This window comes from Streptomyces sp. NPDC012935 (assembly GCF_042900345.1).
Classification (GTDB): Bacteria; Actinomycetota; Actinomycetes; order Streptomycetales; family Streptomycetaceae; genus Streptomyces.
In genome coordinates this window covers 746,285-768,737 of the sequence record NZ_JBIBBC010000001.1, presented here as the reverse complement: position 1 = coordinate 768,737, position 22,453 = coordinate 746,285, and the positions used below count along the sequence as shown (strand labels likewise).

At 71.4% G+C, this 22,453-nt stretch carries 16 protein-coding genes; 6 read left to right on the top strand and 10 right to left on the bottom strand.

Annotated elements, in window-relative coordinates; all coding sequences use genetic code 11:
• Positions 1-15 precede the first annotated feature (15 nt).
• Genes wecB through ACFY5C_RS03325 form a run of 4 tightly spaced genes read left to right on the top strand, consistent with a single transcriptional unit; the run spans position 16 to position 5,834 of the window.
• Positions 16-1,104, top strand: coding sequence for a non-hydrolyzing UDP-N-acetylglucosamine 2-epimerase (gene wecB / locus ACFY5C_RS03340; RefSeq protein WP_389439840.1), 1,089 nt, complete (start codon positions 16-18; stop codon positions 1,102-1,104).
• A complete protein-coding gene (locus ACFY5C_RS03335) occupies positions 1,097-1,834 on the top strand; it encodes a class I SAM-dependent methyltransferase (RefSeq protein WP_389439838.1) in 738 nt (245 codons plus the stop codon). Before wecB ends, ACFY5C_RS03335 begins: the two co-directional genes overlap by 8 nt.
• Positions 1,834-3,642, top strand: a complete 1,809-nt coding sequence (locus tag ACFY5C_RS03330; RefSeq protein ID WP_389439836.1) for a hypothetical protein — start codon at positions 1,834-1,836, stop codon at positions 3,640-3,642. The genes ACFY5C_RS03335 and ACFY5C_RS03330 overlap by 1 nt, the downstream gene beginning before the upstream one ends.
• The gene (locus tag ACFY5C_RS03325; RefSeq protein ID WP_389439834.1) at positions 3,639-5,834 is read left to right on the top strand and encodes a glycosyltransferase; all 2,196 of its coding nucleotides are present in this window, start codon (positions 3,639-3,641) and stop codon (positions 5,832-5,834) included. The genes ACFY5C_RS03330 and ACFY5C_RS03325 overlap by 4 nt, the downstream gene beginning before the upstream one ends.
• 132 nt (positions 5,835-5,966) lie before the next feature.
• On the opposite strand, the gene ACFY5C_RS03320 is transcribed toward ACFY5C_RS03325, so the two are convergent.
• Positions 5,967-7,313, bottom strand: a complete 1,347-nt coding sequence (locus tag ACFY5C_RS03320) for an MFS transporter (RefSeq protein ID WP_389439832.1) — start codon at positions 7,311-7,313, stop codon at positions 5,967-5,969.
• A 201-nt stretch (positions 7,314-7,514) separates the two neighbouring features.
• Entirely contained in the window at positions 7,515-8,180 is a 666-nt protein-coding gene (locus ACFY5C_RS03315; RefSeq protein ID WP_389439830.1) for a TetR family transcriptional regulator, read from the bottom strand.
• Between the two features lie 169 nt (positions 8,181-8,349).
• On the opposite strand from ACFY5C_RS03315, the gene ACFY5C_RS03310 reads away from it, so the two are divergent.
• Together ACFY5C_RS03310 and ACFY5C_RS03305 are read left to right on the top strand one after the other, a co-directional pair.
• Positions 8,350-9,237: a shikimate dehydrogenase gene (locus tag ACFY5C_RS03310; protein ID WP_389439828.1), complete on the top strand. Its 888-nt coding sequence runs from the start codon at positions 8,350-8,352 to the stop codon at positions 9,235-9,237.
• Between the two features lie 59 nt (positions 9,238-9,296).
• Entirely contained in the window at positions 9,297-11,135 is a 1,839-nt protein-coding gene (locus tag ACFY5C_RS03305; protein WP_389439826.1) for a bifunctional sugar phosphate isomerase/epimerase/4-hydroxyphenylpyruvate dioxygenase family protein, read from the top strand.
• 10 nt (positions 11,136-11,145) lie between these two features.
• Here the strand turns inward: ACFY5C_RS03305 and ACFY5C_RS03300 are convergent, their stop codons facing one another.
• From ACFY5C_RS03300 to tal, 8 genes are all read right to left on the bottom strand, one after another.
• Positions 11,146-12,612 (bottom strand): membrane-associated oxidoreductase, encoded by a 1,467-nt coding sequence (locus ACFY5C_RS03300; protein WP_389439824.1) that lies wholly within the window; start codon positions 12,610-12,612, stop codon positions 11,146-11,148.
• A gap of 63 nt (positions 12,613-12,675) precedes the next feature.
• Positions 12,676-15,537 (bottom strand): peroxidase family protein, encoded by a 2,862-nt coding sequence (locus ACFY5C_RS03295; protein WP_389439822.1) that lies wholly within the window; start codon positions 15,535-15,537, stop codon positions 12,676-12,678.
• 124 nt (positions 15,538-15,661) lie between these two features.
• Positions 15,662-16,249 (bottom strand): histidine phosphatase family protein, encoded by a 588-nt coding sequence (locus ACFY5C_RS03290; protein WP_389439820.1) that lies wholly within the window; start codon positions 16,247-16,249, stop codon positions 15,662-15,664.
• Between the two features lie 6 nt (positions 16,250-16,255).
• Positions 16,256-17,134 carry a phosphogluconate dehydrogenase (NAD(+)-dependent, decarboxylating) gene (gnd, locus tag ACFY5C_RS03285; RefSeq protein WP_389439818.1) on the bottom strand — a complete coding sequence of 293 codons (879 nt, stop codon included), beginning with the start codon at positions 17,132-17,134 and terminating at the stop codon, positions 16,256-16,258.
• Position 17,135: 1 nt separating this feature from the next.
• Positions 17,136-18,818 (bottom strand): glucose-6-phosphate isomerase, encoded by a 1,683-nt coding sequence (gene pgi, locus ACFY5C_RS03280; protein WP_389440682.1) that lies wholly within the window; start codon positions 18,816-18,818, stop codon positions 17,136-17,138.
• Positions 18,819-18,822: 4 nt separating this feature from the next.
• Positions 18,823-19,758, bottom strand: coding sequence for a glucose-6-phosphate dehydrogenase assembly protein OpcA (gene opcA / locus ACFY5C_RS03275; protein WP_389439816.1), 936 nt, complete (start codon positions 19,756-19,758; stop codon positions 18,823-18,825).
• Entirely contained in the window at positions 19,755-21,296 is a 1,542-nt protein-coding gene (zwf, locus tag ACFY5C_RS03270) for a glucose-6-phosphate dehydrogenase (protein WP_389439812.1), read from the bottom strand. Before zwf ends, opcA begins: the two co-directional genes overlap by 4 nt.
• Positions 21,293-22,441, bottom strand: coding sequence for a transaldolase (gene tal / locus ACFY5C_RS03265; RefSeq protein WP_389439810.1), 1,149 nt, complete (start codon positions 22,439-22,441; stop codon positions 21,293-21,295). Before tal ends, zwf begins: the two co-directional genes overlap by 4 nt.
• Positions 22,442-22,453 lie beyond the last annotated feature (12 nt).

Genomic DNA, 22,453 nt, shown 5'->3' with positions numbered 1-22,453 from the left:
TACGGAGGCAAACCATTGAACGGCTGCGTACTGCACGTGGTCGGCACCCGGCCGAACTTCGTCAAGGCCGCGCCGGTCGTCGCCGCTCTCGGCGCGGCGGGCTGCGACCAGGTGCTCGTGCACACCGGCCAGCACTACGACGAGCGGATGTCCGACATCTTCTTCCGGCAGCTCGGCCTGCCCCAACCCGACACCGACCTCGGCGTCGGCTCCGGCAGCCACGCCCGCCAGATCGCCGACCTGCTGATGGCCCTGGAGGCCGAACTGACCGCCCGCTCACCCGCGCTGGTCACGGTGTACGGCGACGTGAACTCGACGCTGGCCGCCGCGCTCGTCGCCTCCCGGCTGGGCGTCCCCGTGGCGCACGTCGAGGCCGGGCTGCGCAGCTTCGACATGGCGATGCCGGAGGAGACCAACCGGCGGCTGGTCGACCAGCTCGCGGAGCTGTTGTTCGTCACGAGCCCCGAAGCCGTCGGTCACCTCGCCCGCGAGGGGATCGCCGCAGAGCGCGTGCACTTCGTCGGCAACCCGATGATCGACACCCTGCTCACCCATCTGGACCATTTCGACCCGACGGCCGCCCGAACGGCCCATCGGCTGCCCGAGCGCTACGGCGTAGTCACCCTGCACCGGCCCGCCAACGTCGACGACCCGCAGGCCGCCGCTGCAGCCGGCCGCGTCCTGTCGGAGGCCGCCCGCCACCTGGACCTGGCCGTACCGCTGCACCCGCGGGGCCGGGCGGCACTGAGCGCGGCGGGCCTCGCGGACACCCCGGGCATCCACCTCCTCGACCCGCTCGGCTACGTCGAGTTCATGAGCCTCGTGCGGGGAGCCGCCGCCGTGATCACCGACTCGGGCGGCGTGCAGGAGGAGACGACCGTCCTGGGTGTCCCCTGCCTGACCCTGCGCACGACGACCGAACGCCCCGTCACCGTCACCCACGGCACCAACCGCCTCGTCACACACGGGGAGTTGGTGCCCGCGCTGCGCAAGGTGCTGGACGGCGGGGGAGCGGCGGCGAGTGAGGGGCCACCGCTCTGGGACGGCCGGGCGGGCACCCGCATCGCCGGCATCCTCACGACGTGGCTGGAGCGCCATGGCTGACGACACGCGCCCGCACGACGACACGCGCCCGCACGACGACACGCGCCCGCACGACGACACGAGCCAGCACGACGACACGAGCCAGCACGACGCAACACGTCCGCACGACGACATGCGTACGTACTGGGACGCCCGGCACGCCGACCACGACGAGCTCGCCTCCGGCGGGCACATCGGCCTGGACCGTTCGGGCAACGAGATCTTCTACGCCCAGCGGCTCGGCACCCTGCTCACCCTCGTCGGCGACCAGTCCAGCCCAGCCGCCCCGCTCTTCGTGCTCGACGCCGGCTGCGGCAAGGGGTACTTCGCCCGCGCCCTGGCCCGCTGCGGCCATCGGGTGGACGCCTTCGACACGAGTCCGACCGCGGTGGAGCACGCCCGAGCCGCCGGCGGCGGCCCCCGCTACGCCGTCGCCGCGCTCGACGAGTGGCGCAGTCCGTGGCCGTACGACATCGTTGTCTGCGTGGACGTCCTGTTCCATGTACTGGACGACCAGGCGTGGGCGGCCGGTCTGCGCAACATGGCCTCCCTCATCCGCGTTGCCGGCCGCCTGATCGTCACCGAAGAGGACACCGCCGATCGCACGACCCGCGGCGACTACATCGTGCACCGCCCGACCGCCGCCTACCGCGCCGAACTCGAGCCGCTCGGCCTGCGGCACACCCTCTTCAGGCCGTACGGCTTCCGGGAGAACCGGGTCGGCTTCCACGTCTTCACGAGGACCCGCTGATGCGCCTGACCGACCTGCTCCATCCGCACCTCGACGGCGTCACGACGGTGGTGGACGCGACCCGAGGCACGCTGAGTCTGGAGCCGTACCTGCACCTGCCCCCCGGCGTCGCCTTGCGTGCGGACGACGAACGGCCTGTCGCCGAGGGGGAGTTGGCCCTTCTCTCGTACGGACCCCGAGCCGAGCTGCACGGCGGCGAGGACGCCGTTCATGCGGTGCTGGCACGGATGCGGCCCGGAGCGCGCGGGCTGATCGTGTTCGGCCACGGCGGCTCGGAACTTCCCTACCACCGGCTCCTCGACCATCTGGTGGCCCACCACTGCCAGGTCCTGCGCGCGGCACCCCTCGACTACGTCCATCTGCACGCCGGCGCGGTCATCGCCCGTACCGACGAGCTCCTGCCGCCGCACGACTTCTTCGGCCGGCCCGTGCCGTCCGACGGCTATGCCACGGCCCTGCGGATCGCCGACGAGTACGTCTTCGCCGACCTCGCCTCCCGGTCCCTGCGCGCCCGGGTGCTGGACCTGGAGCGGACCGCGGAGGAGGCGGAGCACACACGGGCCGCCGCCGGGCAGGACGGGCTCGCCGAGCGGCTCGCCGCCGCCGTACGGGAGAAGGAGCAGCTGGCCGCCGCACTGCGCGCCGCCCGGGACCGGGTCGACGTACTGCAGGCGCGCGTGGCGATGCTGGAGGGCTCGACCTCGCTGCGGGTCGGAAAGGCGCTGGTGTCGGCCGCGCGGTCGCCGAAGCGGGGCGCCGCCCGGCTGCCTGGGGAGCTGTACGGACTGTGGCGCGGACGGCGGCGCACCGCCGGGCAGGCGCCCGCGAACGCTCCGCAGGCCCGGCCCGAGCCGGACGCGCCTGTCGACGACCGGTTCCACCTCGCGTACCGCGCCCTGACCTCGGCGCCCCGCGACCGCCTCGTGGTCGCCGGGATCCTCACGCCAACCACCGCCGAGGACTTCGCGGCGGACGCGGTCGTCAACCGGCTGCTGCCCCATGACGGACGGCTTCTCGTGCAGCGCACCGACCCCGATGTGCTCGTCGTGCAGCTGAGCGCCTGCACGGGCGACGGGCCCTGGTGGCTCACCGGCACCGGCCTCGCCCCCGACCTGGATCGCACACTCGCCGAACTCCTCGCCGAGCAACGGGTGCTGGGGCGACGGGCCGTACTGTGGCGGGACGGTCCCGCCTCCACCGCGCCCGGCCTCGCCCGGCTCGCCTGGGACGCGGTGATCGACACCGACACCGGCGTACGCCTCGCCCGGCTGGACCCGGCCACGGAGGGCAGGGAACGGCTGCGCGAGGTGTTCCGGGAGGACGCCACGCGGGTACGGCTGTCGCAGCTGGCGCGGCTCGCCGGAGCCCCCGATCCGCTGGACGAGCGGCGCGTCGCCGTGCTGGCCGCGCCCAGGGACCGCACCGATGTCGCCCGGCTCGTCGGGCAGGTGCTCGGCCAGTTGCACCGCCCGGTCGAGGTCGTCGTACCCGACGATGCGGGGCTGGACGAACTCACCGCCGCCGGAGTGACCGTACGCCGGGGGCAGCCCCGGGCGTCCTGGGTCGCCGACTGGACGGACCTGACCGAGGACCGGCCGGACACCCTGCTGCTCGACCTGATGTGCGCCCAGGAGTACTCCGGCGCCGACGCGGTGGGCCACACGCCGACCGCCGACGACTACGTCTTCGTACCGTCGCTGCGTCCGCTGCTGGTACGCCGGTCGCTGCACATGTCCGGTGCTGATCCCGGCAGTTGGGCGGGGCAAGGACACCGTCTGTTCGCCGTGCGCGGGAAGGAGCCGTCATGAGCCGTACGCTGCGGGCGCTCGTCTACGGCGACGTCGACCTCAACCTCATCGACGGCTCCGCCGTGTGGGCCCAGTCGACGGTGCAGGCGCTCTCCCGGGCGGGCTGCGAGGCCAAGCTGCTCCTCAAGTCCCCCGTCCGCACCGGCCGGTTGACCGATCCGCTGGCCGAGCTGCCCCGGGTCACCCTGGTGCGCCCGCACGAGGAGCGGCTGCTGCCGGGACCGGCCGACCGGCCCATGTCGCCGGTGCAGGCCTCGCAGGTGCTCACCCGCCTCGACGAGGAGGACCCCTGCGACCTGCTGGTGCTGCGCGGCCGGCGGCTGGTCACACGGGTCGTGGCCGACGGCGTGTTCGACGGGCGGATCTGGGCCTATCTCACCGACATCCCGCAGTCCGCCGCCGAGATGACCGAGACGGCCCGCGCGGAACTCGGCCGTATCGCCGAGGCCTCGCAGCGGCTCCTGTGCCAGACCGAGGAGCTGCGCTGCTTGCTGGAGACGTGGGTGCCCGAGGCGTACGGCAAGTGCGTGCTGAGCCCGCCCGCCGTGCCCGAGCCGGACTTCCCGATGCCGGAACGGGACGCCCCGCACGATCCTCTGCGGCTCGTCTACACCGGCAAGTTCGCGCCCCGCTGGAACACCCTGCCCATGACCCGGCTGCCGGAGCTGCTCGCCCGGCGAGGCGTCCCCGCCGAGCTGCACACCGTCGGCGACAAGATCCACGACGACCCGGGCCACCCCGGCTTCCAGGCCGAGATGGCACGTGCGCTGGCCGGCACCACCGGCGTCCTGCATCACGGTGGACAGCCCCGCGAGGAGGCCATGCGCATCGCCGCGGACTGCGACGTGGGCCTCGGCTGGCGGGACCCGGTGCTCGACTCCAGCCTCGAACTGTCCACCAAGGTCCTGGAGTTCGGCGCCCTCGGCCTGCCCGTGGTCCTCAACCGCACCCCGGCGCACGAGGCGCTGCTCGGCACCGACTATCCGCTGTTCGTGCCCGGACGCGCCGGACTCGACGACGCCGCCGACGCCGTCGCGAGGGTCGCGCGCGAGCCGGAAGCCCGGCGCCTGGCGGCCGACCGCTGCCGCGAGGCCGCCCGCCACCACACCCTGGACGGCGCGGCCGACCGCTGGCGGTCCCACCTCGACCGCGCCTTCCCTGCCCCGCCCACCGCGGTGACGGCCCGTCAGCGGCCCCTGCGGGTGGGAGTCGCCGGGCACGACCTGAAGTTCCTCACCCGGCTGCTCGACCACTTCCGCTCGCTGCCCGGCCTGGAGGTACGGGTCGACGCCTGGCCGGCGCTGTCCCGCCACGACCCGGACGCCAGCCGTGAACTGGCGGACTGGGCGGACGTGGTGATCGTCGAGTGGTGCGGTCCGGCCGCCGTCTGGTACAGCCGCCACAAGCGGCGCGGCAGCCGCCTCGTCGTACGGCTGCACCGCTTCGAGCTGGACGCCGGGTGGCCCCGGCAGGTCGACATCGACGCCGTCGACCGGGTGGTGTGCGTCAGCCCGTACTACGCCCGCCGCACCCGCGAGCACACCGGCTGGCCCGCCTCCAAGGTCGTGGTCGTCCCCAACTGGGTGGACACCGAGCAGCTCGACCGTCCCAAGGCACCGGGCGCCCACCACCGCCTCGGCATGATCGGCATCGCGCCCAGCCGCAAGCGCCTCGACCTGGGCCTCGACGTGCTGGAGGCCTTGCGTGCCCGCGACCGGCGCTGGCATCTGTCGGTCAAGTCCAAGCCGCCCTGGGAGTACTGGTGGATCTGGAACAAGCCCGAGGAACGTGAGCACTACGACGCCGTACTGCGCCGCATGCAGACCTCGCCGCTGCTGGAGGGTGCCGTCGTCTTCGACGCGTTCGGCCCGGATGTGGCGGGCTGGCTGCGGCGGGTCGGACATGTGCTGTCCACCAGTGACGACGAGAGCTTCCACCTCGCGCCCGCCGAGGGAATGGCCTCCGGCGCCGTACCGTCGCTGCTGCCGTGGCCCGGCGCGGACGAGATCTACGACCGGCGCTGGATCCACGACAACCCCGAGGCGATGGCGGAGGCGATCGCCGCGCTCGGGGAGGAGGGCTGGCGGTCCGCGGGCGAGCTGGCCCGCACGCAGGTGCGGGAGGGCTTCTCCCTGGACCGGGTCGCCGAGACCTGGACGGAGCTGCTGAGTGCTCCGCTGGGGGCGCAGTGACGCACCCGCAGGCCGGTGGGGGCTGATCGCGCAGTTCCCCGCGCCCCTGAGGGGCGCGACACCTTGGCGGACTTCGCCGCGCCCGAGTCCCCGGAGCCGTCACGGCGTCCGGGGACCCGGTGGTCGCGAGAGTCAGGCCGCCATCTTCGCCGGCTGCGGGGCCTGCCCGGCCGCCCGCTCACCCAACTGCTCCGTCGGAACCTTCGCGGTCTCGCGGGCGGTCAGCGCGGCCACGACCGGCGGGACGCACAGGGCCGCCGTGAAGAGGGCCACCGCGGACCAGTCGTCGCCGTCCGGGCCGGCGATCTGCGCGGCGAAGGTGACCGCGAAACCGGCGACCGCGAAGCCGATCTGGGTGCCGATGGCCATGCCGGACAGGCGGACCCGGGTCGAGAACATCTCGCCGTAGAAGGAGGGCCACACGCCGTTCGCGGCGCTGTAGACCACTCCGAAGGCGACGATGCCGAGCAGCAGGGTCAGCGGGTAGGAGCCGGTCGAGATCGCCCACAGGTAGAGGAACATCGTCACCGCGCTGCCCGCCGCCCCGATCAGATACACCGGTCGGCGGCCGATACGGTCCGACAGCGTGGCCCACAGCGGGATCGCGGCGAGCGCGACCAGGTTGGCGAGTGCCCCCACCCACAGCATGGAGGACCTGCTCATTCCCACCGAGTCGCTGGTGGCGTACGACAGCGCCCACACCGTGAAGATCGTGCTGACCGAGGCGACCAGGGCACCCGCGATCACCCGCAGCACATCCGCCCAGTGCTCCCGCATCAGCACCGCGAGCGGCAGCTTCACGACGCCCTCGGCGGCGGCCTGCTGCTCGAAGGCGGGCGTCTCCTCCAGCTTGCGGCGGATGACGTAGCCGACGACGGCGACCGCGATGCTCATCCAGAACGGCACCCGCCAGCCCCACGACAGCAGCTGCTCCTCCGGCAGCGCGGCGATCGGGATGAAGACCAGGGTGGCCAGCAACTGCCCGCCCTGTGTGCCGCTCAGCGTGAAACTCGTGAAGAAGCCGCGCCGGTGCGGTGGCGCGTGTTCCAGGGTCATCGAGTTGGCGCTGGCCTGCTCGCCCGCCGCCGAGATGCCCTGGAGCACCCGGCACAGCACCAGCAGGACCGGCGCGAGGGTGCCCACCTGGTCGCGGGTGGGCAGACAGCCGATGAGGAACGTGGACACGCCCATCAGGATCAGCGTGAAGACCATGATCTTCTTACGCCCCAGCCGGTCGCCGAAGTGACCGAGGAACAGGGCGCCGATCGGCCGGGCCGCGTACGCCACACCGAACGTGGCCAGCGACAGCAGGGTCGCGGTCGCCGGGTCGGACTCGTCGAAGAAGACCTCGGGGAAGATCAGCGCGGCGGCGCTGCCGTAGATGAAGAAGTCGTAGTACTCGAGGGCGCTGCCGATCCACGCGGCGGTCGCGGCTTTCTTCGGTTGCCCGGGCGGGGCCTGGGGGACGGGGACGGACACGGCGTGCTCCTTCGAGGGGACTCCAACGTAGGCGGAGTGAGCGGAAACCAGGGACTACCAGGGAAGGGGGAGAAGTGCCGGATCCCGGCTAATTAACCCACTGGGTAGTTAGTAGCGGTGGCTACGGATGTTGCGCCGACGTTTCCCGGGTGTCAAGAGGTGCTGCCGTACGAACCTCGGTCCGCTGCTCGGCCCGTCCCCTCAGCCGGTCGCGCGCTCCGCCGTCAGATAGGCGATCACCATGTCGCCGAGCATCGCCCGGTAGTGCTCGCGCTGGGCCGGATCCACCAGGTCACGGCCGAACAGGGCGCCGAAGGTGTGCCGGTTGGAGACGCGGAAGAAGCAGAAGGAGCTGATCATCGCGTGCAGGTCGACCGCGTCGACGTCGGCTGTGAACAGGCCGGAGCGCTGTCCCGACTCCAGGATCCGGCGGATCACGTCCAGGGCCGGTGAGCCGATCTTGCCGAGCTTCTCGGAGGCGGCGATGTGCTCGGCCCCGTGGATGTTCTCGATGCTGACCAGGCGGATGAAGTCCGGGTGCTGCTCGTGGTGGTCGAAGGTGACCTCGGCCAGTCGGCGGATGGCCGCCACCGGGTCCAGATGCTCGACGTCGAGCCCCTGCTCGGCCTCCCGGATCACGCCGTACGCCCGCTCCAGCACGGCCGTGAACAGCTGTTCCTTGCCGCCGAAGTAGTAGTAGATCATCCGCTTCGTGGTCCGGGTGCGGGCGGCGATCTCGTCCACGCGGGCGCCGTCGTAGCCGGCGCGGGCGAATTCCTGCGTCGCGACGTCGAGGATCTCGGCCCGGGTGCGGGCGGCGTCACGGATTCGCCCGTTGCTGCGTGCCGGCTCTTCGACGCTGGTCATCGGCTTCCTTTGGCGAGGGGTGAGCGCGCCCCGTTGGCCCACCCGCGTGCCGGTGATTGTAGAAGCCCTCACGCTTCGCGTGCCGGGTCGGCCCTTCCCAAGCTCCGGTTCGCCTGCTATTACTAACTCACCAGTTCGTACATTAGTGAGCCGCTCAGGAGGTCCCCCGGTGGCCAAGGACGCCAAGGACTCGTATCTCGTCGGGCTGATCGGTTCCGGCATCGGTCCGTCGCTCAGCCCGGCGCTGCACGAGAGGGAGGCCGACCGGCAGGGCCTGCGCTGTCTGTACCGGCTCATCGACATCGACGTGCTCGGTGTCCCGCCGGAGGCGGTGGGCGATCTGCTGCGTGCGGCGCGCGACCTGGGCTTCGACGGACTCAACATCACGCACCCGTGCAAGCAGCTCGCCATCGACCACCTGGACGCGCTCGCCCCGCAGGCCGAGGCGCTCGGCGCGGTCAACACCGTCGTCTTCGAGGACGGCCGGTCCGTCGGCCACAACACGGACGTCACCGGCTTCGCCGCCTCCTTCGCGCGGGGCCTGCCCGACGTGCCGCTGGAGCGGGTCGTGCAGCTCGGTGCCGGGGGCGCGGGCGCGGCCGTCGCGCACGCCATGCTGACCCTCGGGGCCGAGCGGGTCACCGTGGCCGATGCGCTGGCAGACCGTGCCGCCGATCTCGCCGCCTCCCTGAACCGGCACTTCGGCGCGGGTCGCGCGGCCGGCGCCGCCCTCGACGCGTTGCCCGCACTGCTGACCGGCGCCGACGGCCTGGTGCACGCCACCCCCACCGGCATGGCCGCCCACCCCGGACTGCCCCTGCCCGCGCAGCTGCTCCACCCGGGACTGTGGGTCGCCGAGGTGGTCTACCGCCCGCTGGAGACGGAACTGCTGCGCACGGCACGCTCGCTCGGGTGCGCCACCCTCGACGGCGGCGGCATGGCCGTCTTCCAGGCCGCGGATGCCTTCCGCCTGTTCACCGGACGCGAGCCCGACAGCGCGCGGATGCTCGCGGACATCGCCGAGCTGGCGGACGCCGTGGGAACCACGAGCCCGTAAGAGCCAGGAGAACAGGAAGAGCCAGAAGAACAGGAAGAGCCAGGAGAAGAGGTACCGGCATGCGTACGTCCATCGCCACCGTCTCCCTCAGCGGATCCCTCACCGAGAAGCTCACGGCCGCCTCCCGGGCCGGCTTCGACGGAGTGGAGATCTTCGAGAACGACCTGCTGGCCAGCCCCCTCACCCCCGAGGAGATCCGCGCCCGCTGCGCCGACCTCGGTCTCACCGTCGACCTCTACCAGCCGATGCGCGACATCGAGGCCGTGCCCGCCGACGAGTTCGCCCGCAACCTGCGTCGCGCCCGGCACAAGTTCGAGGTGATGCGGCGGCTCGGCGCCGACACCGTCCTCGTCTGCTCCAGCGTGCACCCGCGCGCGGTGGACGACGACGCGCTCGCCGCCGAGCAGCTGGGTCAACTCTCCGAAGCCGCCCAGGACTTCGGCATCCGCGTCGCCTACGAGGCGCTCGCCTGGGGACGGCACGTCAGCACGTACGACCACGCCTGGCGCATCGTCGAGGCCGCCGACCACCCCGCGCTCGGCACCTGCCTGGACAGCTTCCACATCCTCTCGCGCAGCTCCGACCCCAAGGACCTCGAAGGGATCGCGGACATCCCCGGCGAGAAGATCTTCTTCCTCCAGCTGGCCGATGCCCCGCTGCTCGCCATGGACGTCCTGCAGTGGAGCCGCCACTACCGCTGCTTCCCCGGCCAGGGCGGCTTCGACGTCGCCGCGCTGGTACGCCACGTCCTGCGCACGGGATACGACGGCCCGCTCTCCCTGGAGGTCTTCAACGACGTCTTCCGCCAGGCCGAGGCCGGCCCGACCGCCGTGGACGCCCTGCGTTCGCTGCTGGTTCTCCAGGAGGAGGTCGGCCGGAGCACCCCGCCCGTTCCCGTGGCCCCCACCGGCGTCGCCTTCGCCGAACTCGTCACGCCGGACGCCGGCCCGGTCTCGGCCGTACTCGGCGCCCTCGGCTTCACCCGCACGGCACGGCACCGCAGCAAGCCGGTCGACCTCTGGCAGCAGGGCGGGGCCCGCGTCCTGGTCAACACCCAGGGCTCGGCACGCCGGGAGGGCACCGGTCTCGCCGCGATCGGCCTGGAATCCCCGGACCCGACGGGCGCCGCCCACCGCGCCGAGGCGCTGCTGGCCCCGGTCCTGCCCCGCCGCCGCGCTCCGCAGGACGCCCCGCTCGACGCCGTCGCTGCTCCCGACGGCACGGAAGTCTTCTTCTGCGCGACCAACCGGCCCGAACTGCCGAACTGGCGCGCGGACTTCGCGGACACCGGGCATGCCGAGCAGGGCACGCAGGACGTCCAGCAGGGTTCAAGGCGCGGTGAGCACGCGTCGGGGGATCCGGGCGTGACCCGCATCGACCACCTCGCCCTCGTCCAGCCCTGGCACCACTTCGACGAGGCGACCCTCTTCCACCGCGGCGTCCTCGGCCTGCGCCCGCAGGAGAGCGTCGACGTCGCCGACCCGTACGGCCTGATGCGCAGCCGCGCCGTCACCAACGCCGACGGCAGCGTCCGTATCGCCCTGAGCGTCGGCGCGGCCCCCACGGACGACACCGTGCACGCCCAGCACATCGCACTGGCCACGGACGACGTGGTCGCCGTTGCCCGCCGCTTCCGGGAGCACGGCGGTCGGCTGCTGCCGATCCCCGCCAACTACTACGACGACCTGGCGGCACGGTACGAGTTCGCGGACGGTGAGCTGGAGAGGTATCGCGAGCTGGGCATCCTCTACGACCGTGACGCGTACGGGGAGTTCCGGCACTGCTACACCGTGACGGTCGGCCGCGTCTTCTTCGAGCTGGCCCAGCGGGACGGCTACCGGGGTTACGGCGCCCAGAACGCGCCCGTGCGGCTGGCTGCGCAGCACCTCGCGCAGTGACCGCGGTGGCCTACTGACGACTGACGGTCCGCGTCACGCCGGCGATGACCGTCGTGGCGAGGATCCAGCCGGTGAGGACGAGGACGTACGCCAGGGCCTGCTGCCCGCCCTCCGGGGCGAAGGCCGGTTCCTGCCCGAAGGAGATCACCGGCAGCAGCAGGTCGAGGGTGTAGAAGACCGGGTTGAACTGCGGTGCCTCGTCCGCCTTCAGAGGCGGCGGCGTGTCCACCGCGAAGGCCACGGAGCCCCCGGCGAGCAGCGACAGCAGCCAGCCCAGGGCACGCATCGGCCGGAACCCGTATCCGACGGTGGCCTCCTGGACGTGGCCCCACAGGCGGCCGTACCAGGGGAGTGTGGTGCGGTGGCGGCGCTGTTTGGCCAGCTGGACGAGGCGGGCGCCGTCGTCGTCGCCGATCCGGCGGTAGGCGGCGGTCAACTGCTCGTACCCGTGCGGGTCGAACGTGTCCTCGTCCCGCGTCAGCATGGGCAGCCGGCGCTCGGGCGGCACGTGCGGGGTCAGGGAGACGTAGGTGAGGTCGAGGAGGCGGACCTGGTCCGGCAGCATCTCCGGCTCCAGGTTGAGGTGTTCTATCTGGGAGCGACGCAGGTTGAGCCTGCCCTCGATCGGGGGGCCCTGGCGCATCCAGACCTCGCCGATGACACAGCTGCTCGCCCGCATCGCCGTGCCGCCGGGGTTGGACAGCCGGCTGTACAGCAGGTCGAGCCGGCCCGGAATGCGTGCGCCGCGCAGGTCGATGCGGCCGTGCGCGCTCAGGCGCCTGCCGAGGACGTTGGCGCCCACTTCGAGGGCCTCGGCGTTGAGGACGAAGCCCTCGGGGTGACGGAGCTCGGCGTTCTCCAGCCGGAGCGAGCCGTGGATCGTGGCGCCGTTCAGCCGGATCTCACCGCGCGTGCGCAGCCGTGTCGCGCACAGGTCCTCCCCGACGGTCACCTGGTGGAGCTGGAGGACCGGACCCTCGGTCCCCTCGGGCGCGATGACCTCGGTCCCCTCCAGATACAGCGCCCCGGCGATCTGTGCCCCGCCGAGCCGTACCGGTCCCCGGAACCGGCAGCCCATCAGCCGCAGCCCACCGTCGACCCGGACCCGGGCGGACGCCAGACCCGGCAGCTGGGACCCGGTCAGGTTCAGGTATTTCAGCTGGGCGCCGGACAGATCGGGTACGTCCTCGAAGTGGCAGTGACTGAGACGCACGATGCTGTCCACCGTCGCGTACCGCAGGTCCAGCACACCGGTGATCCGCGCACCCGCCACCTTGAGGGCGGCGACCTCACCGCTCCGCGTCGGGCCGTCGAGCAGAAGCGCGCGCAACACCGTGGCGCGGACGGTCCGTTGAGGCCCCCAGTCGGCGCCCCCGGCCGGACTCTCCCCCTCTCCGTCGCGGAAGTCCACAGCCGCGCCCTTGGGAAAGGCCTCCCATACCGCGCGCTCGGCCGGCGTCAGATCGTTGATCTCCATCAGCCGGGACTCTGACGCCGGCCGCCGAACCTGTCAACTCGCCGCTGTCTCAGCCTGGCTTGTTCAGGAAGAGCCACTCGTCGGCCGCACCGTCCGCCAAGGCGCGAACGCGCTCGCCCCGCGTGGCAGCAGCGCCGCCAGTTCCGGGCAGTGCCGGGAGATCACGGAGTTCAGGCCGCCCCGCTCGACCCAGTCGATGCCCAGAGGCGTGTAGACCTCCGGCCGGTAGTCGACGGTGAGGAAGCGGTCTGATTGCAGACGCCGGCTCGCCATGAGGATGAACACCCGGAACGCGGTGTCGCTGAAGCCGAACCCGGTCGGCGGGTTCTCCCCGAACAGCCCTACGACGGTGTCGATCTCGTCGACCGAGCGGTACACGTCCTTCAGCCGCGCCAGGGTCTCGGCGTTCTCCGTCAGCTCCTCGAAGGAACGCAGGCGCGGCTTGTGCAGCCCTTCGCGGAAGTCGTTGTAGCGCGGAACACCACGCCGCCGGGTCCGGACCAGGTCCACCACCGACAGGTCGATGATCTCGCCCTCACGCTCGAACCGCTGCAACGAGCGCGGGAAGTTGTGGAGAGTGATCGCACCGGGGTGGGCGATGCCGAACGAGTACAAGGTGTTCGCCAGCCCCGTCTTGCGGATCCGCGCCTCGGCCGCGCCGCCCTGGATGTCCAGGAAGCCCACCGTCTCCAGACGCTCCCCGAGTTGGTGCTCACGCAGCTCGAAGTCGTCCGGGATCAGCGGGTGCATGCGGTAGACGGTGACGAAGTCCTCGGTGAGGGAGTACGGCGCGGTGTGGTGGTCCGGCAGGGTCTTGGGGATACCGGTCAGCGAGTGCGACTCGAACAGCCACAGCCCGAGCTGGTCCAGCCACTTCCTGGGCGGGCCCTGCCAGTTGGTGTGCAGGGCGATGTCGATCGCCTCGGTGGCGAGGATCGCCGGCGTCCACTCCACCGTGTGGATCTTCGCGATCAGCGCCGAGACCACCAGGCGGGCCCGCTGGTAGATCCGCTCCTCGCTCATGGTCGGATACTCGGCCCGCAGCGCGGCGCACACCGCGTTGTGCTCGCGGGCGAACAACGTGTGCATGGCGCTGAGGCCCATCCACCAGCTGTCGTTGAAGCCCGTCAACGGAATCCCGCCGTTGCCGCTGTTCGGCAAGTAGCCGTCCTCCAGGCGGAGTTCGGCGCGGCCCTCGGCCTCGCGCAGGAAGCGGGCGGTGTGCTCGTCGGCGCCGTACACCTCGGAGCCGTCCCACCAGTGCGAGGCGGTGTTGGCGAACAGGACCGGCGGGCTGCCCGGCACCTCGACGCCCTGGTTCTCCGCGAACCGCATCACGTTCTCGCCGGGTCCGCCGGGCGTGTTGTGCCACGGTCCGCTGCCGGGCGGCAACGGGACCTCGACACTGCGCTGCGAAGGCCTGTGGCGGCGGTGGTTGACCCAGTCGTGCACCTGGAACTGGATCCATGCCGCGGCCAGCACGTTCAGCGAGGTCGCGGGCAGGAATTCCTCGCGGTAAAGGAGTTGGCGGCTGACCGTGACCGGGTTCGGCGTGTCGAAGAGGTCGGGACGGAAGACGGGCTCCAGATTGCGGCCGAAGGCCGCGCCGACGGCGCCCATGCCCGGGGCCGACAGATCGTTGTACGTCCCGTCGTACGACCGCTCGCCGCGCAGCCGCTCCGGGATCGGCGGGGGCACCGGCTGGGCGGCGGGCGGCGCCTCGCGCGGCTCGGTGTCGATCAGGTTCAGCCGGCGCAGCACCTTGCGCAGGAACACCAGGTTCAGCAGGCTCAGCCGCGTCGGCAGCCGGTGCCAGGGCACATACCGGTTGAGCAGCGCGAAAGCCGCTTCGACGGGACGGCCGAGGACCTTGTTGCGGGCCGGCTCCTCGGTGACGAACCGCAGTCCGAGCCGGTGCGCGCTCGACGCCTGGTACGCGGCCTTGCGGGCCCGGTTGATGTTGCCGAGCGGCCTGAACTCCTCGGTGGTGTACCAGGGGTTGAAGCTCAGGTCCTCGACGCGGCGGGCGATCGCACGCGCCTCGGCGGAGTCCAGGTCCTGGCCCGGGATCGTGAGCCGGGCGACGGGAAGCGCGGGCGCCACCCCGTCCGCCCACTCCACCGAGGCGTCCTCGACCGGCGTGTGCCGCTCGTCCACGAACCGCTGTACGCACAGGTCGTACTCGACGGAGCCCAGCGCCAGCCGGCGCGCGAACTCACGGTGCAGGAAGTCCGGGTCGCGGCGGTCCGGCGCGGGCCCCGGCGGGGTGCCGGGCGCGGGCCGGAACAGGAACCGCACCGGCCCCGCGTCGCCCCACAGCATCGCGCCCCGGCTCCAGTACGTCTCGTAGGCCAGCGAGTCGACGGTGCGCCGGGCAGCCGTCTGCACATTGCGCCGCATCCGGCTGGCGGTGCCGAGCCCCACGGCGAGCGGCAGCTTCACGAACAGCCCGAACGCCTTCCGCACCGGACCGCGGGCGCCGGCCATCGCCTTGGCGAAGGCCACGAACTCCCGGGCATTGCGGGCGTGCGAGACGGGATGGCTGGTCGCCAGCAGATCGTGGCTCTCCTCCTCCGACACCCGCACCCGCACGGCCGCCCCCCGCAGATCCGGCGAGCCGTCGCCCTGCCGGATGCCGCTCGCGTTGGACAGCCGTACGGTCGCCTGATACTCGGCGCCGGGCTGGGCGAAGCCCACGCGCAGCGCTGCCGGGAGGTCGTCGTGGAAGCGCAGCCGCGCGTTCTCCACGGCCACCGGCGCCTTGGCGTGGAAGGTGCGGGTGACGTCGCCGCCCCCGGCCCGCCGGTTCTTGACCTGCACGTCCATCAGCTCACGCGCCAGCCGCTCGAACATCAGGCGTTCCGCCTCGGGGCTGCCGCCCTCGTACCGTTCGTAGCGCTGCTCGTGCTGCCCGGACTCGGCCATCGGAGGTCTTCCTTCGTACGACTGCGTACGGGGACCCCAGCATCCCAGTTACCCCACCGGGCCGCATCCGCAGTTGACGCGGGGTTGACGCCCGTCGCGGACGCGGCCCGGACCCTGCGTCGGCCTAGGGCCGGGTGTTCCACTCCGCGATCACGGGCCGGCCGTGCTCCGTCGACAGGCGGCTCACCGTGCCCGTCGCCAGCTGGAACAGCCGCCCGTCCGCCGGTGCGAGGCCCAGTCGCCGGGCCGTGACGACACGCAGGAAGTGACCGTGCGCCACGAGGATGACATCGCCGTCCAGCAGCGCCACGTCCGCCCGGGCCAGCACCCGGTCGGCGCGTGCCCCCACCTGCGCCGGTGACTCCCCGGGGTGACCGTCCGGTCCGGGCGGCACTCCGTCGGTCCACAGGTACCAGTCGGGGCGGGCGCGGTGGATGTCCACGGTGGTGACGCCCTCGTAGCCGCCGTAGTCCCACTCACGCAGATCGGGTTCCGGTACGGCCCCCGTCACGCCCGCCAGTTCGGCCGTGCGGACCGCCCGGCGCAGCGGGCTGGTCAGCGCGAGTGAGAAGGTCCGGCCGGACAGCAGCGGAGCCAGGGACTTGGCCTGTTCCTCGCCGTCCTGGGTGAGGGGCAGGTCGGTCCAGCTGGTGTGCTGTCCCGACCTGCTCCACTCCGTCTCACCGTGGCGGACCAGTAGGAGATCCCCCACGGCTGACTACTCCTTCGGCTCGACGGCGTGGCCGCCGAACTGGTTGCGCAGCGCCGCGATCATCTTCATCTGCGGGGAGTCGTCCTGGCGGGACGCGAACCGCGCGAACAGCGAGGTGGTGATCGCCGGCAGCGGCACGGCGTGGTCGAGGGCCGCCTCGACGGTCCAGCGGCCCTCGCCGGAGTCCTGCGCGAAGCCCTTCAGCTTCTCCAGGTGCTCGTCCTCGTCGAGGGCGTTCACCGCAAGGTCCAGCAGCCAGGAGCGGATGACCGTGCCGTCCTGCCAGGAGCGGAAGACCTCCCGGACGTTGTCCACCGACTCGACCTTCTCCAGCAGCTCCCAGCCCTCGGCATAGGCCTGCATCATGGCGTACTCGATGCCGTTGTGGACCATCTTCGCGAAGTGCCCGGCGCCCACCTTGCCCGCGTGGACGTAGCCGTACGGCCCCTCCGGCTTGAGCGCCTCGAAGATCGGCTTGAGCCGGTCGACGTACTCCTTCTCGCCGCCGACCATCAGGGCGTAGCCGTTCTTCAGACCCCACACGCCGCCGGAGACGCCCGCGTCGACGAAGCCGATGCCGTGCGCGCCCAGTTCCTTGGCGTGCTTCTCGTCGTCCGTCCAGCGGGAGTTGCCCCCGTCGACCACCGTGTCGTACGGCTTGAGGAGGCTCCCCAGCTGGTCGATCACGAGCTGGGTGACGTGGCCGGCCGGGACCATGACCCAGACCGTGCGTGGCGCGTCGAGCTGGTCGACGAGGTCGGCCAGGCTCGCGACGTCGGACAGTTCGGGATTGGTGTCGTAGCCGACGACGGTGTGGCCGGCGTTGCGCAGGCGCTCGCGCATGTTGCCGCCCATCTTGCCGAGACCCACAAGACCGATCTGCATGTCAGTTCACTTCCTCCTGGACGCCCTGCGCGTCCGATGCGTTCTTGAGCGAGCGGTACGCGGCCACGAGGGCGGCCGTGGAGGGATCGAGACCCGGGACCTCGGCCCCTTCGGTGAGGGCGGGCTCGACGCGCTTGGCGAGGACCTTGCCCAGCTCGACGCCCCACTGGTCGAAGGAGTCGATGTTCCAGACGGCGCCCTGGACGAACACCTTGTGCTCGTAGAGGGCGACCAGCTGGCCGAGGACCGAGGGGGTCAGCTCGGGGGCGAGGATCGTGGTGGTGGGGTGGTTGCCGAGGAAGGTGCGGTGCGGGACCTGCTCCTCGGGCACGCCCTCGGCGCGCACCTCGTCCGCGGTCTTGCCGAAGGCGAGCGCCTGGCCCTGGGCGAAGAGGTTCGCCATCAACAGGTCGTGCTGCGCCTTGAGCTCGTCGCTCAGTTCGGCGACGGGCCGGGCGAAGCCGATCAGGTCGGCCGGGATCAGGCGGGTGCCCTGGTGGATCAGCTGGTAGTAGGCGTGCTGCCCGTTGGTGCCGGGTGTGCCCCAGACCACCGGTCCGGTCGTCCAGCCCACGACCTCGCCGTCCCGGTCCACCGACTTGCCGTTGGACTCCATGTCCAGCTGCTGGAGATAGGCCGTGAACTTCGACAGGTAGTGCGAGTACGGCAGCACCGCATGGGACTCGGCGGCGCAGAAGTTCCCGTACCAGATGCCCAACAGACCCATGATCAACGGGGCGTTGGCCTCGGCGGGTGCGGTGCGGAAGTGCTCGTCGACGGTGTGGAAGCCGTCGAGCATCTCCCGGAAGCGGTCCGGCCCGATGGCGATCATCAGGGACAGGCCGATCGCCGAGTCGTAGGAGTAGCGGCCGCCGACCCAGTCCCAGAACTCGAACATGTTGTCCGGGTCGATGCCGAAGTCCGTGACCTTCTCGGCGTTGGTCGACAGCGCGACGAAGTGCTTGGCGACCGCCTTGTCCTCGCCGCCGAGCCCGGCCAGCAGCCAGGAACGGGCCGACGTGGCGTTGGTGATCGTCTCGATCGTGGTGAACGTCTTGGACGCGACGATGAACAGGGTCTCCGCGGGGTCCAGGTCCCGCACCGCCTCGTGCAGGTCGGCGCCGTCGACGTTCGACACGAACCGGAACGTCAACTCCCGTGCGGTGAACGGGCGAAGAGCGTCGTACGCCATCGCCGGACCGAGGTCGGAGCCCCCGATGCCGATGTTGACGACGTTGCGGATCCGGCGCCCGGTGTGGCCGGTCCAGGCGCCGGAGCGGACGCGCTCGGCGAAGTCGCTCATCTTGTCGAGCACCGCGTGCACCTTGGGCACGACGTTGTCGCCGTCCACCTCGATCACCGCGTCCCGCGGCGCCCGCAGCGCGGTGTGCAGCACCGCCCGGTCCTCGGTGACGTTGATCCTCTCGCCGCGGAACATCGCGTCGCGCAGCCCGAACACCTCGGTGGCGGCAGCCAGTTCCTGGAGCAGGGCGAGCGTCTCGTCGTTGATCAGGTGCTTGGAGTAGTCGATGCGCAGATCACCGACGCGAACCACGTACCGCTCGGCGCGGGACGGGTCGGCCGCGAACAGCTCACGCAGCCGCGGGCGCTGCAGCGCGTCCTCGCGGTGGTCCTCCAGAGCCGTCCATTCGGGGCGCTGGGTGAGCCGGGGTGTGTCGGACAGCGGGTCAGACATGGTCAGGGGTCTCCTTGGTGGCCTCGCCCCGCAGGGCGACGGCGTACATCTCGTCCGCGTCGAGGCGCCTGAGCTCCTCGGCGATGAGTTCGGAGGTGGTGCGGACCTTCAGCGCGAGGGTGCGCGGCGGCTGGTCCGGCAGGGTCAGGGTGGCCAGCGGGCCCTCGGGGCGGTCGATGACGATCTCGCCGTTCTCGGTGCCCAGGCGCACGCCGGTGACGACCGGACCGGCGGTGACGACCCGGTCGGCGGTGACGTGGAGGCGGGCCTCCAGCCAGCGGGCCAGCAGTTCGGCGGCGGGGTTGTCGGCCTCGGCCTCCACGGCCGCCGAGATGATCGGCATCCGGGCCTGGTCCAGGGCCGCGGCGAGCATGGAGCGCCACGGGGTGAGCCGGGTCCAGGCGAGGTCGGTGTCGCCGGGCGCGTAGGAGCGCGCGCGGGCCTCCAGCTCGGCCTGCGGGTTCTCGGTGGTGTAGAGATCGGTGATCCGGCGCTGTGCCAGCGCCCCCAGCGGATCCTTCGCCGGGTTCTCCGGCGCCTCCACCGGCCACCACACCACGACCGGCGCGTCCGGCAGCAGCAGCGGCAGCACCACCGAGTCGGCGTGGTCGGACACCTCGCCGTACATGCGCAGCACGACCGTCTCACCGGTGCCGGCGTCGGCGCCCACCCGGACCTCGGCGTCCAGGTGCGAGCGGGTGCGGTCGCGCGGGGTGCGGGCGTGCCGCTTGATGACCACCAGGGTGCGCGCCGGGTGCTCGTGGGAGGCCTCCTCGGCCGCCTTGATCGAGTCGTAGGCGTTCTCCTCGTCCGTGACGATGACCATCGTCAGGACCATGCCCACGGCCGGCGTGCCGATCGCGCGGCGGCCCTTCACCAGAGCCTTGTTGATCTTGCTTGCCGTGGTGTCGCTCAGGTCGATCTTCATGGCCTGCGCCAGCTCCGTCCGTCTCGTGCGAGCATCTCGTCGGCTTCCTCGGGTCCCCAGCTCCCGGACGCGTACTGCGCCGGCTTGCCGTGCGTGTCCCAGTACTCCTCGATCGGGTCGAGGATCTTCCAGGACTCTTCCACTTCCTGGTGACGGGGGAACAAATTGGCGTCACCGAGGAGGACATCCAGGATGAGCCGCTCGTAGGCCTCCGGGCTGGACTCCGTGAACGACTCGCCGTACGCGAAGTCCATCGTCACGTCCCGGATCTCCATCGACGTGCCCGGCACCTTGGAGCCGAACCGCACCGTCACGCCCTCGTCCGGCTGGACGCGGATGACGATGGCGTTCTGGCCGAGCTCCTCGGTGGCGGTCGAGTCGAACGGGGAGTGCGGCGCCCGCTGGAAGACGACCGCGATCTCGGTGACCCGCCGCCCGAGCCGCTTTCCGGTGCGCAGGTAGAACGGCACGCCCGCCCAGCGCCGGTTGTCGACGTTCAGCCTGACGGCGGCGTACGTGTCGGTCTTCGACCGCGCGTCGATGCCGTCCTCCTGGAGGTACCCGACGACCTGCTCGCCGCCCTGCCAGCTTGCCGCGTACTGCCCGCGCACGGTGTGCCTGCCCAGGTCCTCCGGCAGCTTGACCGCCTTGAGCACCTTCAGCTTCTCGGTGAGCAGCGACCCGGCGTCGAAGGCGGCCGGCTCCTCCATGGCGGTCAGCGCCATCAGCTGCAGCAGGTGGTTCTGGATGACGTCACGCGCCGAGCCGATGCCGTCGTAGTAGCCCGCCCGGCCGCCGATGCCGATGTCCTCGGCCATCGTGATCTGCACATGGTCGACATACGACCGGTTCCAGATCGGCTCGAACATCTGGTTGGCGAACCGCAGCGCCAGGATGTTCTGGACGGTCTCCTTGCCCAGGTAGTGGTCGATCCGGAAGACCTGCTCCGGGTCGAACACGTCGTGCACGATCGCGTTCAGCTCCCGGGCGCTCGCGAGGTCGGACCCGAACGGCTTCTCGATGACCGCCCGCCGCCAGGACCCCTCCGGGGCGTCCGCCAGGCCGTGCTTCTTCAGCTGCTGCACGACCTTCGGGAAGAACTTCGGCGGTACGGAGAGGTAGAAGGCGTAGTTGCCGCTCGTACCGCGGGCCGTGTCCAGCTCGTCGACCGTCTGGCGCAGCTGCTTGAACGCCTCGTCGTCGTCGAAGTCACCCGGGATGAACCGCATGCCCTCGGCGAGCTGCTGCCAGACCTCCTCGCGGAACTCCGTACGGGCGTGCTCGCGCACCGAGTCGTGCACGACCTGCGCGAAGTCCTGGTCCTCCCAGTCCCGGCGGGCGAACCCGACGAGTGAGAAGCCCGGCGGCAGCATGCCGCGGTTGGCGAGGTCGTACACGGCCGGCATCAGCTTCTTGCGGGACAGGTCGCCGGTCACACCGAAGATGACGAGCCCGGACGGGCCCGCGATACGGGGCAGACGGCGGTCGCGCGGGTCGCGCAGGGGGTTGTCCCAGTCCCAGTCCCAGTCGGCGGTCATTCTGCGTCAGCTCCCTTGCTGCCGAGCGACTTGTGCACGGCGTCCAACAGGTCCTGCCACGCCACCTCGAACTTGGCGACGCCTTCGTCCTCCAACCGGGTGACCACCTCGTCGTAGGAGATGCCGAGTGCCTCCACGGCGGCGAGGTCGGCACGGGCCTGCGCGTAGCCGCCGCTCACCGTGTCGCCGGTGATCTGGCCGTGGTCGGCGGTGGCGTTCAAGGTGGCCTCGGGCATGGTGTTGACGGTGCCGGGCGCGACCAGCTCGTCCACGTACAGGGTGTCCTTGTACGCCGGGTCCTTCACACCGGTCGAGGCCCACAGCGGACGCTGCTTGTTGGCCCGGGCACCGCCGAGGGCGGTCCAGCGGTCACCGGAGAAGACATGCTCGTAGGCCTCGTAGGCGAGCCGCGCGTTGGCGAGCGCCGCGCGGCCCTTGAGGGAGAGGGCCGTGTCCGTGCCGATCGCCGTCAGCCGCTTGTCGATCTCGCTGTCGACGCGGGACACGAAGAAGGACGCCACGGAATGGATGGCGGACAGGTCCAGGCCCTTCGCTGCGGCCTTCTCCAGACCGGCCAGGTAGGCGTCCATGACCTCGCGGTAGCGCTCCAGGGAGAAGATCAGCGTGACATTGACGCTGATGCCCTGGCCGATGACGTCGGTGATGGCGGGGAGCCCGGCCTTGGTCGCCGGGATCTTGATCATGACGCCTGGCCGGTCGACCAGCCAGGCCAGCTGCCGGGCCTCGGCGATCGTGGCCGCCGTGTCGTGGGCGAGCCGCGGGTCGACCTCGATGGAGACCCGGCCGTCCCGGCCCTCGGTGGCGTCGAACACGGGCCGCAGGATGTCGGCGGCGGCCCGCACGTCAGCGGTGGTCATCATGCGCACGGCCTCGTCGACCGTCACGCCCCGCACCGCCAGATCGGCGAGCTGCTCCTCGTAGCCCTCACCGGAGCCGATGGCGGCCTGGAAGATGGAGGGGTTGGTGGTGACGCCCACGACGTTCTTGTCCGCGATCAGTTCGGCCAGGTTGCCCGACTCGATCCGCTTGCGCGACAGGTCGTCCAGCCAGATCGAGACGCCTTCGTCGGAGAGGCGCTCGAGGGCTCCCGCGGTAGCGGTGGCTTCGGTGCTCACAGTGTTCATCTTCTTTCTGGC

Bases quoted from the DNA above. Each gene is read 5' to 3' on its own strand.
- opcA (WP_389439816.1), bottom strand. From the start codon at position 19,758: ATGAAGATCGACCTGAGCGACACCACGGCAAGCAAGATCAACAAGGCT.
- ACFY5C_RS03330 (WP_389439836.1), top strand. From the start codon at position 1,834: ATGCGCCTGACCGACCTGCTCCATCCGCACCTCGACGGCGTCACGACG.
- ACFY5C_RS03315 (WP_389439830.1), bottom strand. From the start codon at position 8,180: ATGACCAGCGTCGAAGAGCCGGCACGCAGCAACGGGCGAATCCGTGAC.
- tal (WP_389439810.1), bottom strand. From the start codon at position 22,441: ATGAACACTGTGAGCACCGAAGCCACCGCTACCGCGGGAGCCCTCGAG.
- ACFY5C_RS03335 (WP_389439838.1), top strand. From the start codon at position 1,097: ATGGCTGACGACACGCGCCCGCACGACGACACGCGCCCGCACGACGAC.
- ACFY5C_RS03305 (WP_389439826.1), top strand. From the start codon at position 9,297: ATGCGTACGTCCATCGCCACCGTCTCCCTCAGCGGATCCCTCACCGAG.
- zwf (WP_389439812.1), bottom strand. From the start codon at position 21,296: ATGACCGCCGACTGGGACTGGGACTGGGACAACCCCCTGCGCGACCCG.
- gnd (WP_389439818.1), bottom strand. From the start codon at position 17,134: ATGCAGATCGGTCTTGTGGGTCTCGGCAAGATGGGCGGCAACATGCGC.
- ACFY5C_RS03295 (WP_389439822.1), bottom strand. From the start codon at position 15,537: ATGGCCGAGTCCGGGCAGCACGAGCAGCGCTACGAACGGTACGAGGGC.
- ACFY5C_RS03325 (WP_389439834.1), top strand. From the start codon at position 3,639: ATGAGCCGTACGCTGCGGGCGCTCGTCTACGGCGACGTCGACCTCAAC.
- ACFY5C_RS03300 (WP_389439824.1), bottom strand. From the start codon at position 12,612: ATGGAGATCAACGATCTGACGCCGGCCGAGCGCGCGGTATGGGAGGCC.